Origin of the sequence: Streptomyces sp. CY-1, assembly GCF_047218265.1 — a bacterium.
Taxonomy (GTDB): Bacteria; Actinomycetota; Actinomycetes; order Streptomycetales; family Streptomycetaceae; genus Streptomyces; species Streptomyces niphimycinicus.
The window spans coordinates 1,256,667-1,269,855 of record NZ_CP178393.1 but is presented as its reverse complement, the minus strand read 5'-3'; the positions used below and the strand labels follow the sequence as shown (position 1 = coordinate 1,269,855).

Genomic DNA, 13,189 nt, shown 5'->3' with positions numbered 1-13,189 from the left:
CCCGGTCGCCGGAGGTGGTGACCAGCCATGGTCAGAGGGTGCGGCCGAAGAGTTCGAGCAGGGCCTCCCAGTGGCGTTCGGCCGCCTCGGCGTTGTAGGAGACGGTGTCGGCCTGGGTGTAACCGTGCTGCGCGCCCGTGTAGACCTCGGCGCGGTGGCGGACACCGGCCTCGGTGAGGGCCTTGTCCAGGCGCTCCATCTGCTCGGGCGGAAGGGAGTGGTCCTGGTCCGCGTGTCCGAAGTACAGCTCGGCGGTGACCTGCCCGGCCACGGTGTGCGGGCTGTCCGGTGCGTCGGTGGCCAAGTTGCCACCGTGGAATCCGGCCACCGCGGCGACCCGGTCGGGGTAGCTTCCGGCGGTACGCAGGGCCAGCCCGGCGCCCAGGCAGTAGCCGGTGATGCCCACGGGCCCGTCGGTGGCCTGCGGGCAGGAGGCCAGCCACTCCAGATAGGTGCCGGCGTCGCTCATCGCGCGCTCGGGAGTGAGCTCCTGTGCGATCGGGATGATGTTCTGGAAGATCTCCGGGCGCGCCGCGAAGTCGATGAAGTCGGGCAACTCCACCACGGGAGCCCGCCCGTGGCGGTAGAAGACATTGGGCGCCAGCACGGTGTAACCGGCCGCGGCCAGACGGTCGGCCATCCCCCGCAGGTGGGGCCGGAGGCCGAAGGCGTCCATGTACAGCAGAACGGCCGGGTGGCGGTCGGTGTCGTCGGGATGGACCAGATAGGCATCGGCGATGCCGTCCCGGGTGGGGATGTCGACGGCTGTTCCGCGCACTGCGGTCATCACGGGGTTCCTTTCCTGCGTACCGGACGACGCGCGTGGGCGCCGCCGACCAAGATCTTCGGGCCGCCAGAAGGGCCTAGAGGCATCCCTCGGGCAGGGCGGCCCCACCGGCGCGTACATGTCTGATCGCCGCGGCGATCGAATAACAGTCGAAGAGCGCTGAATGCTCCCTGCCGGCCACGGGTTTGGGCAGGCCGAGTGCTTCCCATAGCCGACCGGAGTTGGCCGATGCCGTTATCGGTGCGACGGTATTCAGCCATGGGCGGATATTCAGGAAGCCGGCGGAGAGAAAGCCGTTCTTGATCTCCTCGCCGCGCGCCCGGGCCCATCCCACGTTCTCCCCGAGGACGACCATGTCGTTGCCGTAGGAGAGCACGGACTGGCCCCGGCAGAACGCCAGGAAGTCACTGAGCGCCTCGGCGGGGGCGACTCCCTCGCGGTCCACGGTTTCCTGGTCGATGCCCGTGAGACCGGTGAAGAACGGGGACAGCCGCGGGTTGACCACTGGCCTGACCAGCGCCTCGTATTCCTCGACAACGGAGTGGTCGTCAGCGGAAGTGCCGGTGCTGATGCGCAAGGCGCCGATCTGGACGATTTCGCGAAGCTGCCCCGGCTCCGACCAGTCCTGCTCGAGCGATCCCGGCCATGAGGTGAATTCAAGGTCGAACACGACAAACGTCGACAACCGGTCTCTCCTCGTTGTGGTGTGGGGCGAACGAACCGTAAGAGCCGCTGTGCAGGAGACTACTCCTCCCCGAATGCCGTCCCGGGCGGGGATCCCGGTGGGCCGCCGAGCGATGTCGAGGGCGAAGACGGCGGCGGGATGGCCGCCCAACGGTGTCCGAACCCCGTGTGACAAGGCGGTGCGGAAAGCGGTGACCGGCCACGTCGTGGGCCGGTGATGTGAGCCGGCGGAGTCTCAGTCGCGCAGGCTCATGCCGCCACAGACCGACCACACCTGGCCGTTGACCCACTCGGCGTCGTCCGAGAGGAGAAAGGCCACGGTGCCGGCCACGTCCGCGGGCTCGCCCAGCCGCGGACTACGGGCGATTTTCAGCGCCATGGCCTGGAGCCGCTGGTCGTCCCGCTGCTTCTGGGTGTCGCCCATGACCAGCCCGGGCGCCACGGCGTTGCAGCGGATGCCCTCCTTGCCCCAGCGGGAGGCGATATGGCGGGTCAGCGCGTTGATCCCGGCCTTGGAGGCGGCATACGCGGGACGCCGGGGCTCCCCTCCCCAGGCCGCGCCGGAGGAGGTGTTGACGATGACGCCGCCGCCCTGGGCCAGCAGCCGCGGGATGACCGCCCGGCAGGTGAGGGCGTAGCCGAGCAGATTCACCTCATGGGTGCGCCGCCACAGTGCCGGGTCCATCTCCAGCAGGTCGGTGTCCCGGCCCAGATGGTCGTCCGAGAGGTCGGCGCCGACGTTGTAGAGCCCGTCGATCCCGCCGAACTCGGCGGCGGCCCGGTCGACCAGCGCACCGATCGACACCTCGTCGGCGAGGTCGAACTCGACGGCGACCGCGGTGCCGCCGGCCTCGGCGATGCGCTGGGAGGTGGCCTTCGCGCCGACGAGGTTGATGTCGCCGACGACGACCGAGGCGCCCTCCTCGGCGAGCCGCTCGGCCGTGGCGGCGCCGATCCCGGTGGCGCCGCCCGCGACGACGATCCTCTTGCCCTGAAGTCCCCGCATGCCGCTCTCCCGCTCACCGAGGTCTGGAACCGAAGGATCGCCGTGAATCAGCATTCCTAGCATGGAACCCGGTGTCATAGAAGGGCTCGGTTCTCATCTCCGCGATGGTGGTTCAGACCGGCGGTAGCATCGCGACGGCTCCGCGGCGCGCCATGGACGTCGTCATCGCGTACCACCGCCGGGACCCGGCCGGCGCCCTCGCGACGACCCGCCTGGTCCGGAACACCCCCGCCCTCCTGGACGAGGCGTTCGCCGCCCTCGCCGGGTGACCTCCCGCTCGGCATACTGGTCGGTGGGGCATCGTTCGCCGGCCGCCCAGGGGGAAGGTTTTCTCCCTGGTTGCTTTCCTCCCGAGATGGAATTCTCCCCTTTCGGTTACTCGTGAAGGAGGCAGAGGATGACGACATGGACCAGTGACGAACTCAACCGGATCGCCACGACGGACGAACTGGAAATGGCGCCGCTGAAGGGCGACGGCACACCGCGTACAGCGGTGCCGATCTGGGTCGTCCGTGACGGCGACGACCTGTACGTCCGCTCCTTCCGGGGCACCGACGGCTCCTGGTGGCGCACCGCGCATGGGAGCCACGAGGGCCACATCCGCTCCGGCGGCGTGGACCGCGACGTCACCCTGATCGAGGAGGGCGACCCCGGTGTCAACGACCGGGTCGACGACGCGTACCGCTCCAAGTACAGCCGCTACAGCGGCACCTATGTCGAGCCCATGGTCGCGGACACGGCGCGCGCCACGACGCTGCGGCTCGTGCCCCGGTGAGGATGGGCGAGTCGCGCCCGAATATCCCGAGCGCCCGGAGAACCCATGACCACCCTTGCCATCATCGGAGCCGGCCCCGGTCTCGGTTCCGCCGTCGCGCGCCGCTTCGGCTGTGAGGGCTACGACACCGCCCTCATCTCCCGCGACCAGGACCGGCTCGACGCCCTGGCCGCCGGCCTCACCGGCGAGGGCGTGACCGCGCGCGGCTTCGCCGCCGACGTACGCGATCCAAAGGCCCTCACCGCCGCCCTGGACGCCGCGGCCACGGCCCTGGGGCCGATCGAGGTCCTTCAGCACAGTCCGGTGCCGCAGCGGACGAGAAGAAGGACCCGGCCGTGCTGGCGGACACCCTGTGGACCCCGCACCAGGATCGGCACGGCTTCCGCCACTTCGCCGACGACCTGGAGTCCTGACCCGGTCCAGGTCAGATGGGTGCGGGGCGGCCCGGTGGCCGCCCCGCGCGGTGTCTCAGGGGAAGCGGTCTCAGGAGAAGGTGTCGGGCCCCACCTGGTCGGGGTCGGGACCGCCGCGCGCTCCGGTGTCGAGCGCGTCGATGGCGGCCACCTCGTGCGGGGTGAGGGAGAAGTCGAAGATCGCGATGTTCTCCGCGATGCGGTGGGGTTTGACGGACTTCGGGATCGCGCACAGGTCGTGCTCGACCTGCCAGCGCAGGATGATCTGGGCCGGGGATTTGCCGTATTTCTCGGCGAGGCCGGTGATGGTGGGTTCCTGGAGCGGATCCCCGACCTTGTCCGGGCTCTCGCCCCCGTAGCGGTTCACCCCGCCGATGGGCGACCAGGACTGGGTGACGATGCCCTGGCGGACATCGAAGGCGCGCAGCTCGGCCTGGCTGAAGAACGGATGCAGTTCGACCTGGTTCACCGCGGGCACCACGTCGGTGCGTGCCATGAGATCGGTCAGATGCGCGGGAGTGTGGTTGCATACGCCGATCGCCCGCACCCGGCCGTCGGCCAGCAGTTTCTCGGCCGCCTTGTACGAGGCCACCGTGGTGTCGAACGCCGACGGGGCCGGCCAGTGCAGCAGATACAGGTCGAGTCGGTCCAGGCCCAGCTTGGTGAGGCTGGTGTCGAAGGCGCGGAGGGTGGCGTCGTAGCCGTAGTCGGACATCCACACCTTGGTGATGACGAAGATGTCCTCACGGCCGATGCCCGAGCGGGCGATGCCCTCACCGACCTCCTTCTCGTTGCCGTAGGCGGCCGCGGTGTCGATCAGGCGATAGCCGTTCTCGATCGCGGTCGTCACCGCGGGGATGGTCTCGTCGGGCGGGCTCTGGTAGACGCCGAGGCCCAGAGCGGGCATCCGCACGCCGTTGTTCAGGGTCAGAAGGGGGGCTGGTCCATTCATACGGGATCCTTGGGTGCGTCGGAGACCGGCGGGCCCGCCCGGTGCCGTGCCCCGGCATGGGGTGAAGCCCGCTCGTACTGCGACAGGGGTTCCCGATCACGGGCCGTGTGCTCGCTCCGCACCCCGAACGTCACCACGTTGGCGCGATCAGGGCGCCGTGCCCGGCCCCGGAGGCCGCCGCCCCGGCGCCGTATGCCAGGGGATCACGGTGAGGGGCTGTTCTCGTCGGCCGTCATGTCCTGTGTGCCGATGACCGAGAGAAGTTCGAGCTGGGCGGCGCCTTCGGTGCCGGGCGGGGCGCTGAACCACAGCAGGCGCTGGCGGCCGTCCTCGCTGAACAGGGAGTGGCAGTCCAGCTCGATGACGCCCAGCGCGGGGTGGACGATGCGCTTGTGGTCGGTCCGCCGGAGGGCGACGTCATGGGTGTCCCAGAGGGTGGCGAACTCCTCGCTGTGGCGTCGCAGCGCGGCCACCATCCGCCGCACCTCGGGGTCGCCGCCACGCCGGGCGGCCACGGCCTGGAGGTCGGCGACGAAGACCCGGGAGTGGTGGGGGTGGTCCTCGGGCGGGTAGAGCGCACGGGCGTCCGGATCGGTGAACCAGCGGTGGACGAGGCTGGCCGCGGGCCCGCGGACCGCCGGGGGACGGCCGACCAGCGCGGCCGCCGGCTCGTTCTGCGCCAGGGTCTGGTGCAGGTCGGTGATGACCTGGGCGGGGGTGGTGCCCAGCCGGTCCAGCAGGCCGAGCAGGGCCGGCTGGGCCTGTGCGGCCGGGCCGTGCGTCACCGGCGGAACGGGGCGGTCGGCGAGGTGGAACAGATGGTCGCGCTCGTCGCCGCCCAGCCGCAGCGCCCGGGCGAGGGCGGTCAGCACCTGGGCCGAGGGCTGAGCGCCGCGTCCGCGCTCCAGCTCGGTGTAGTAGTCCGCGGACAGCCCGGCCAACTGGGCGACCTCCTCGCGCCGCAACCCGGGCACCCGGCGCCGCGGGCCGGTGGGCAGGCCGACGTCGGCCGGGCGGATGCGGTCGCGCCGGGACTTGAGGAACGCGGCGAATTCGGAGTGGTTCACGCCCTCCATGGTCGCCTGTACCCGTGGGCCGAGCCAGGGGCTGACAACCCCTGGGTGGAGACAGCCGTGGCTGGCGCGGAAACTCCGGCCCAGAGTGGAGACACCGACAGGGCGTCGGCGGCGACACCGCCGACGCCCCGGGCCACGGCCACACCATGTGGCATCCGCCAGCCAGCACCCTGTTCCAGGAGTCCCCATGTCACCCCAGGCAACCGCGCCCCAGCACCCCACCGACCGGCCCCGCGTCGCCATCGTCACCGGCGGCTCCCGCGGTATCGGCCACGAGGCGGTCAAGCGGCTGGCCGCCGACGGATACGCCGTCGTGGTCGGATACGCGGGCCACCGGGAGCCGGCCGAAGCCGCCGCCCATGACATCGCCGCCGCCGGTGGCCGGGCCGTCGCCGTCCGGGCCGATGTGGCCGACGAGCGGCAGGTGGCCGCGCTCTTCGACACCGCGGAGTCCGAGTACGGCGGGGTCGACGTCGTCGTCCACGCGGCCGGCCGGCTGTATCTGGCACCCATCGCCGAGCTGGACCTGGCGGAGCTGGACACGCTGCACCGCACCAACATCCGCGGAACCTTCGTCGTCGCCCAGCAGGCCGCCCGCAGGATCCGCGGCGGCGGGGCGCTCATCACCTTCTCCACGTCCATCGTGGGCCTGGCCCTGCCCGGCTACGGCGCCTACAGCGCCAGCAAGGGAGCGACCGAGGCACTCACCATGATCCTGGCGCGCGAGCTGCGCGGCCGGGACGTCACCGTCAACACCGTCGCCCCCGGCCCCACCGCCACCGATCTGTTCCTCGAGGGCAAGGACGAGGAGACCATCGCCCGGATGGCGGCCCAGCCCCCGCTGGAGCGCCTCGGCACCCCCACCGACATCGCCGAGGTCGTCGCCTTCCTCGCGTCCCCGGCCGGCCACTGGGTCAACGGCCAGGTCATCCGCGCCAACGGCGGCATCGTCTGACCGCCACGGCGCCCCCGCACGACCCCTTTCCACCCCATTTCCCCACCAGGAGAGAGAACGACCATGCCCTTCGCGAACTTCAAGGTCCCCGCCGGATCCCTCGACGAGAAGCAGAAGCAGGAGATCGTCACCCGCACCACCGAGCTGTACGTCGACATCTACGGTGAGCGCGCCCGCGCCAACACCCTGGTCGTGGTCGAAGAGGTCACCGACGGCGGCTGGGGCATCGGCGGCAACGTCCTGACCCTCGCCATGCTCCAGCAGCCGCCCGGCCACTGACACCGGCGGACACTCCCCGGCGCCGCTCGGCGCCGGGGGAACCCCGGGTGCTAGCCCGCGGTGACCGCCGTCGGGCTGAAGGTGACGGGCAACGATTCCAGGCAGCGGTACCAGAAGGAGTCCGCCCACCTCAGCTCGTCGGGCGCGACCGCGAGCGTCAGGTCCGGGACGCGGTCCAGCAGCACCTCGATCGCCGTCTCCGCGATGATCCTGGCCGTCTCCGGGCCGCCCACCGGGCAGCCGTAGTCACCGCCGCTGAAGCTGACATGCGAATGGTTCCCGCCGTGGCCGACGGGGGTGTCGGGCCACAGCAGCGGATCGGCGTTGGCGGCGGCCAGGCCGAGGATGACGAGGTCGCCGGTGCGGATGCGCCGCCCCCCGAGTGCGGTGTCGCGCGTGGCGTACCGCCCGATGAGGTTCTGGAGCGGGGAGTCCGCCCACAGCACCTCGTTCATGGCCTCGCCGATGCTGCGGCGGTTGCCCGAGAGGGTCATGGCGAAGCGCTCGTCGGTGAGCATCAGCCGCAGGGTGTTGCCGATCCAGTACGAGGTGAGCGGCAGCGCGGCCGCCATCAGCACCATCAGGTCGGCGGTCTGCTGTTCCTCGGTGAGGTCCGGGGTGTTCAGGATGAACTGCGAGGTGAGGTCGGGGCCCGGTGCCTCTCGCTTGGCCTTCACCAGCTCCGCCACATACGCGGCGACCTGCTGCTGGCCGGCGATGGCCTCCTCGTTGGAGAGGAACGAGACGGTCAGCCCGCCCGCCAGGGCCTCCAGCCCGGCCTCGTCCTCGGACAGGCCGAACAGCTCGGCCGTGGCGAGGGTGGGCACCGAGTAGATGTAGTCGTACACCAGATCCGCCTTGCCGCTCACGGCGAACTTGTCGATGAGCTGGTCGGCGAAGCGCTCGCAGTGCCCGCGCAGCACGAAGGGGTCGATCGTGGCGAGGGCCTCGCTGACGGCCGTCGCACGCTGCCGGTGCTCGTCCCCCTCCGTGAAGGCCAGCATCGGGTTGTACGCCACCCACGGCATGAGCGGCCAGTCCGGCGGCACCCTGTCCCAGGCGTTCCAGCGGCGCGGGTCCCGGCCGAAGGTCTCGACGTCGGACAGCACCTGGCGCGTCTCGCGGTAGCCGAGGACGAACCAGGCGTCGATGTCGCCTTCGAGCAGGACGGGCGCGACCTGTCCGCTGTCGTGCCGTATCCGCTGGTAGGTCTCGTCCGGCCGGCGTCGGAAATCCGGCCCGTACAGCCGTGCGGCGTGGGCGGGGCAGCCCGGGGGTGGCGCCTCCGGTGTGGGGTGCGGGGCCTGCGTGTCCTGGTCGTCCTGGGGGTTCGTCACTGCATTGTCTTCCTCGGGAGCGGCGGATCTGCGGGGCTGCCGGGAGGCTAACGAAGTGATCGCGTCAGGCCAACTTCCCTGCGGTGACGATTCCTCGCCGGATCCCCGTGGTGCGCCGGGCGGGTCGTGGACGAGGTGGGGCGGCGGGCGGTCCGCCGTGCTCCCGTATCCGCTGCGGCGGGCGGTGCGAATAGCGCTGTGCGGGGCTGCTGTGCATATATGAATGGCCCCTCCATGAATTCAGCCGGATAAATGCGGATGCGGATTCCGGACACTGTGGGAGTGGGGCGGACGTCGCCACAGGGGCGGTGGTGGGACGTGTCGTGCGTTGACGCGCGTCGACACTTCGGAATTCCTCGTTCAAGGCGGTACAAGACCCATTCCGCTTTTGTCGGGGAGGGCAGCCCAGGAGCCGGTAAGTGATTTTCCGTACCGGCTGGGCTGTAATGCCTGACCGGATACCGTTCTCGCCGCCCGCAGGCACTTGCCGTGCGCACTTCACCGCGCGATACGGTGCGGCCGGGATTTCACCGGGGGCATCCGCTCCCTGTCCCGATCAGAATTTGGGGGGACTGGTGCAGATACGCAAGGTCGTTTTAGCGGCGAGCGGAGTGGTTTTCGCGTTCGCCCTGACGATTCCGGCGGCCGCGTCCGCCGACTCGCACAGCACCGTCACACGTACCGCGGATTCCGCGGTGTCCACACACAAGAGTGCGGCATCCCGCTCATCCGTTGAGTCCGCCGAGAATTACTGGACTCCGCAGCGCATGCGCAGAGCCGTCGAAGCCGACACGCCCGCCGACGCCAAAGCGTCCCGGAAGGCGGCCGTCGACGCGGCGGCCAAACCCTCTCAGCTCGCGAAACCGCAGAAGGCGACCACTTCGAAGAAGGCCCGCGGGATCCGGATCGCGACCTCGATCGTGCAGGGGAAGGTCTTCTTCCACAACCCGACCAACGGCGGCGACTACGCCTGCTCCGCCGCGGCGGTCAACAATCCCACGAAGAACATGGTGTTCACCGCCGGACACTGCGTCCACGGTGGCGCCGGCGGCACCTGGGCGACCAACTGGGTGTTCGTCCCCGCCTACTACAACGGCTCGCGGCCGTACGGAACCTGGTCCGCCAAGACGCTGACCTCGTTCAACGGCTGGATCAACAACAGTGACCTGAACTACGACATCGGCGTGGCCAACGTCTGGGACAACGGCTCCAGCAAGCTGGTCAACACCGTTGGCGGCATGGGGCTCGGCTACAACTACGGGTACGCCAACACCGTGACCGTCTGGGGCTACCCGGCCGCCTTCGGCTACAACGGCGAGGTGCCCTACGTGTGCCAGAACATCGGCACATGGCAGGACGGCTCCCGGGTGCAGAACGGATGCACCATGGTCGAGGGCGCCAGTGGCGGCCCCTGGCTGCGGGACTACAACGAGACCACGGGCCTGGGGACCGAGATCGGGGTCACCAGCACCCGGACCGACCCGCCCGCCTACATCGACAGCCCCTACTTCGACAACAAGATCCAGACGATCTACAACAACACCGCCAACGGCTGAGCACCACACCGCCAACGGCTCAGTACCACACCGCACTCGGCCGGGGCCCCGCAGCCAGGGGTCCCGGCCTCCGGCATCGGGAGACAACGCCATGCGCCCGCTCAGTGCAGCCCTCCTCACCGCGGCGATCGCGGCAACCGGCATCGTCGCGGCCCTCGCCGTCGCCGCCCGGGGCCAGGACACCGGCGATCCCCCCGCCCCGGACACCCCGCGGACCGCCCCGGACACCCCGCGGACCGCCCCGGACACCCCGCGGACCGCCCCGGACACCCCGCGGACCGCCCCGGACACCCCGCGGAGCCACCGGGCGGATCCGCCGGACCCCTCGTACTGGACCCCGGAGCGGGTGCGCGACGCCCGGCCCGCGCCCATGCCCACCGATCCGCGCACGGGAGGCGGGCGGCAATCGCCGCCGTAGGTGCGTAGGGTGGCGCGGGTGCGAATAGCTGTGTCCTCCGGCCGCCGTGCCGGCTACCGAAGCTGGCCGGGGCGGATCCTGATCTCGGCGCTTGCGCTGTTGTCCCTCTTCTCCGTCTATCAGGACGTGACGGAGCGGATCGTCTTCGACCCGACCCTCGACACGGAGGCATACGTCGGGGACTGGGTGCCGGTCTGCTCCGGAGCCCTGGCCGGGGCGATGGCCGTGCTGGCCGTGATGCGCGAATCCCGCTGGGTCCCGCGGGCCGCGCTGGTGGCCTGCGCCGGTACCTTCGCGGCCACGCTGGCCTACCATCTGCTGCCGGTGAACATGGTGACCAGCGAGAGCAGCGGCAGCGAACTCATGGGCCTGCTGGTCCTCCTCGCCGTGGCGGTGCGCCGCTGCACCCCCGGATGGGCCCCGGTGATCGTGGCGGCCCTGGGCATCAGCGTGTTCTCCGTCCCGCTGCTGCGGGACTCGGATCCAGGCGACTTCTCCGGCAGCATCGTGCTGGCCCTGGCACTGGCCTTCGTCTGCGGTCTGGTGCTGCGCCTCTACGACATCCAGCAGGAACGCACCGGACAGCTCGTCCGGCAGGAGGAACGGCTCGCACTCGCCCGCGACCTGCACGACACCGTGGCCCATCAGGTGACCGCGATCGTGGTGCAGTTGCAGGCCGTGCGCCATGTCACCGGCCGGGGCACCCCCGACCCGCGGATGCTGAACGAGATGCTCGACGCCGTCGAGAACGCGGGCGGCGAGGCGCTGACGTCCATGCGGCGTCTGGTCGGTTCGATGCGCGGTGACGAGACCCCGCGGCATCCGGAGAACCTCGCCGAGGTGCTGACCCGCATCGTGGACGAGGCACAGGCGACGGGGCTGCCGATCCGGCTGGACCTCGGACAGGACCTGCCGGAGGACGTTCCCACGGAGGTCACCGGCGGGCTGAGCCGCGTCCTCCAGGAGGCTTTGACCAACGCCCAGCGCTATGCGCGCGGAGCACGGTCGGTGGACGTGTCCGCCCGGGTCGCGGCACGCCACGCCGAACTGGTCGTCGAGGACGACGGACAAGGCTCCCCGTCCGGACACCGCGGCGGCCTCGGCCGGCTCGGCGGCGGCTTCGGCATCATGGGCATGCGGGAGCGGATCGAGCTGCTCGGCGGCGCCTTCGAGGCCGGGCACCGCCCGGAAGGCGGGTGGCGGGTCCGCGCCTCCGTACCGCTGCACCCCGACGAGGCGTCACGGAACGCCCGGGCACGCGGGCGGCACGCCGTACGATCCGGATTGCGGCTACGGGAGGGCAGGACGGCATGACCATACGCATCCTGGTCGCGGACGATCAGCACCTGGTGCGGGCCGGGTTCCGCATGGTGCTGTCGGCCGAGTCCGACATGGAGGTGGTGGCCGAGGCCGCCGACGGGGCCTCGGCCCTGTCGCTGGCCCGCGAGACCCGCCCGGACGTGTGTCTCGTGGACATCCGGATGCCCCCGCCCGACGGTCTGGAGGTCACCCGCCGACTGGCCGGCGGCGGTCATCCCGGAGCGCCGAAAGTGGTCGTGGTCACCACCTTCGACCTCGACGAGTATGTGTACACGGCGCTGTCGAACGGGGCGTCGGGCTTCCTCCTCAAGGACGCCGGTCCGGCACTGCTGACCGAGGCCGTCCGGGCGGCCGTCCGCGGGGACGCCATGGTCGCCCCGCAGATCACCCTCCGTCTGCTCCAGCACTTCACCAAGGCGCGGCGACGCGGCGCGTCCGAACCGGCCGAGCCGCTGACCGACCGCGAGGAGGAGGTCATCCAGGGCATCGCCCGTGGACTGACCAATCCGGAGATCGCCGCCGAGCTGTATATCGCGCCCAGTACGGTCAAGACGCATCTGGGGTCCGTCCAGGCGAAGCTGGGCCTGCGCAACAGGGTCGAGGTCGCGGCCTGGGCCTTCCGCTCGGGGCGGGTGGAATAGCGGCCCGGCCGTCGTGGCGGTCCGTCCGGCCGGAAGGGCGGTGCCGCGATCTCCCCCGATCGGGGGATGCGGTGCCGGATGTTCGGGGGATCCGCCGGCGGGTGGCCGAGCGGCAGGCTCATGGAGGTCGCCATCAGCGGCGACTCCCTCTGCCACGAGGGCATCCACCGAGCGTCCACCGAGGATCGGCATGCACGCGAACCTGCCCCCTTCCGCCCCCGAGAGCTACGCGGCCCACGCCACCGACCTGACGAAGGTGTACGGCACGGGGGACACCCGTGTGGTGGCCCTCGACGCGGTCACCGTCGGCTTCGTCCGGAGCCAGTTCACCGCGATCATGGGTCCCTCCGGGTCGGGGAAGTCCACGCTGATGCACTGCATGGCCGGTCTCGACGCGCTGTCCTTCGGGTCGGTCCGCCTCGGTGACACGGAGATCAGCTCTCTGAACGACCGTCAGCTCACCCGGCTGCGCCGCGACCGCATCGGCTTCGTGTTCCAGGCGTTCAACCTGCTGCCGACCCTGAGCGCCGTGGAGAACATCACCCTCCCCATGGACATCGCGGGCCGTAAGCCGGAGCGGGACTGGCTGGAGAGCATCATCCGGACCGTCGGCCTGGCCGACCGGCTCGACCACCGGCCCGGCCAGCTCTCCGGCGGCCAGCAGCAGCGCGTCGCCGTCGCCCGCGCGCTGGCCGGGCGGCCCGATATCGTCTTCGCCGACGAGCCCACCGGCAATCTGGACTCCCGCAGCGGGGCCGAGATCCTCGAGTTCCTGCGCGACTCCACGAGCGCGCTGGGCCAGACCGTCGTCATGGTCACCCACGACCCCGTCGCCGCCTCCTACGCGGACCGCGTCGTCTTCCTCGCCGACGGGCGCATCGTCGACGAACTCCACGCGCCCACCGCCGAGGCCGTCCTGGAGCGCATGGGGCGCCTGACCCCCGCGCACCAGGTCTGACGCCCATGCCTCACGTCTGACGGCCGCTCGCC

At 70.9% G+C, this 13,189-nt stretch carries 15 protein-coding genes and 1 pseudogene; 10 read left to right on the top strand and 6 right to left on the bottom strand.

The window, feature by feature from the left end; genetic code table 11:
- Window positions 1-31: 31 nt before the first annotated feature.
- From ACK1X7_RS05145 to ACK1X7_RS05135, 3 genes are all read right to left on the bottom strand, one after another.
- A complete protein-coding gene (locus ACK1X7_RS05145; protein WP_385156662.1) occupies window positions 32-787 on the bottom strand; it encodes a dienelactone hydrolase family protein in 756 nt (251 codons plus the stop codon).
- Window positions 788-863: 76 nt separating this feature from the next.
- Window positions 864-1,472: a 3'-5' exonuclease gene (locus ACK1X7_RS05140; protein WP_390794725.1), complete on the bottom strand. Its 609-nt coding sequence runs from the start codon at window positions 1,470-1,472 to the stop codon at window positions 864-866.
- Window positions 1,473-1,706: 234 nt separating this feature from the next.
- On the bottom strand, window positions 1,707-2,477 hold the full coding sequence (locus ACK1X7_RS05135) for an SDR family NAD(P)-dependent oxidoreductase (RefSeq protein WP_385156656.1): 771 nt from the start codon (window positions 2,475-2,477) through the stop codon (window positions 1,707-1,709).
- A gap of 104 nt (window positions 2,478-2,581) precedes the next feature.
- Here ACK1X7_RS05135 and ACK1X7_RS05130 point away from each other — a divergent pair, with 104 nt between their 5' ends.
- From ACK1X7_RS05130 to ACK1X7_RS05120, 3 genes and pseudogenes are all read left to right on the top strand, one after another.
- Window positions 2,582-2,746, top strand: coding sequence for a hypothetical protein (locus tag ACK1X7_RS05130; protein WP_385156653.1), 165 nt, complete (start codon window positions 2,582-2,584; stop codon window positions 2,744-2,746).
- A gap of 128 nt (window positions 2,747-2,874) precedes the next feature.
- Window positions 2,875-3,252, top strand: coding sequence for a DUF2255 family protein (locus tag ACK1X7_RS05125; protein ID WP_385156650.1), 378 nt, complete (start codon window positions 2,875-2,877; stop codon window positions 3,250-3,252).
- A gap of 45 nt (window positions 3,253-3,297) precedes the next feature.
- Window positions 3,298-3,483 (top strand): annotated as a pseudogene (locus tag ACK1X7_RS05120) (SDR family NAD(P)-dependent oxidoreductase); the annotation flags it as partial.
- 252 nt (window positions 3,484-3,735) lie between these two features.
- Here the strand turns inward: ACK1X7_RS05120 and ACK1X7_RS05115 are convergent.
- Together ACK1X7_RS05115 and ACK1X7_RS05110 are read right to left on the bottom strand one after the other, a co-directional pair.
- Complete coding sequence (locus ACK1X7_RS05115) at window positions 3,736-4,617, bottom strand: aldo/keto reductase (RefSeq protein WP_385156644.1); 882 nt, start codon at window positions 4,615-4,617, stop codon at window positions 3,736-3,738.
- Between the two features lie 203 nt (window positions 4,618-4,820).
- The gene (locus ACK1X7_RS05110) at window positions 4,821-5,684 is read right to left on the bottom strand and encodes a helix-turn-helix transcriptional regulator (protein ID WP_385156641.1); all 864 of its coding nucleotides are present in this window, start codon (window positions 5,682-5,684) and stop codon (window positions 4,821-4,823) included.
- 196 nt (window positions 5,685-5,880) lie between these two features.
- Between ACK1X7_RS05110 and ACK1X7_RS05105 the strand changes: the two genes are divergently transcribed.
- Window positions 5,881-6,648, top strand: coding sequence for an SDR family oxidoreductase (locus ACK1X7_RS05105; RefSeq protein WP_216341587.1), 768 nt, complete (start codon window positions 5,881-5,883; stop codon window positions 6,646-6,648).
- Between the two features lie 63 nt (window positions 6,649-6,711).
- Window positions 6,712-6,927, top strand: coding sequence for a tautomerase family protein (locus ACK1X7_RS05100; RefSeq protein ID WP_078638778.1), 216 nt, complete (start codon window positions 6,712-6,714; stop codon window positions 6,925-6,927).
- A 50-nt stretch (window positions 6,928-6,977) separates the two neighbouring features.
- Here the strand turns inward: ACK1X7_RS05100 and ACK1X7_RS05095 are convergent, their stop codons facing one another.
- Entirely contained in the window at window positions 6,978-8,264 is a 1,287-nt protein-coding gene (locus ACK1X7_RS05095) for a cytochrome P450 (RefSeq protein ID WP_385144069.1), read from the bottom strand.
- 767 nt (window positions 8,265-9,031) lie between these two features.
- On the opposite strand from ACK1X7_RS05095, the gene ACK1X7_RS05090 reads away from it, so the two are divergent.
- From ACK1X7_RS05090 to ACK1X7_RS05070, 5 genes are all read left to right on the top strand, one after another.
- Window positions 9,032-9,820: a trypsin-like serine peptidase gene (locus ACK1X7_RS05090; RefSeq protein WP_398160741.1), complete on the top strand. Its 789-nt coding sequence runs from the start codon at window positions 9,032-9,034 to the stop codon at window positions 9,818-9,820.
- A 91-nt stretch (window positions 9,821-9,911) separates the two neighbouring features.
- Window positions 9,912-10,238: a hypothetical protein gene (locus ACK1X7_RS05085; protein WP_413114692.1), complete on the top strand. Its 327-nt coding sequence runs from the start codon at window positions 9,912-9,914 to the stop codon at window positions 10,236-10,238.
- Window positions 10,239-10,256: 18 nt separating this feature from the next.
- Complete coding sequence (locus ACK1X7_RS05080; RefSeq protein ID WP_413114691.1) at window positions 10,257-11,552, top strand: sensor histidine kinase; 1,296 nt, start codon at window positions 10,257-10,259, stop codon at window positions 11,550-11,552.
- Complete coding sequence (locus ACK1X7_RS05075) at window positions 11,549-12,199, top strand: response regulator (RefSeq protein WP_385144061.1); 651 nt, start codon at window positions 11,549-11,551, stop codon at window positions 12,197-12,199. Before ACK1X7_RS05080 ends, ACK1X7_RS05075 begins: the two co-directional genes overlap by 4 nt.
- A 190-nt stretch (window positions 12,200-12,389) precedes the next feature.
- Window positions 12,390-13,157, top strand: coding sequence for an ABC transporter ATP-binding protein (locus ACK1X7_RS05070; RefSeq protein WP_385144059.1), 768 nt, complete (start codon window positions 12,390-12,392; stop codon window positions 13,155-13,157).
- The last annotated feature ends 32 nt before the right edge of the window (window positions 13,158-13,189 follow it).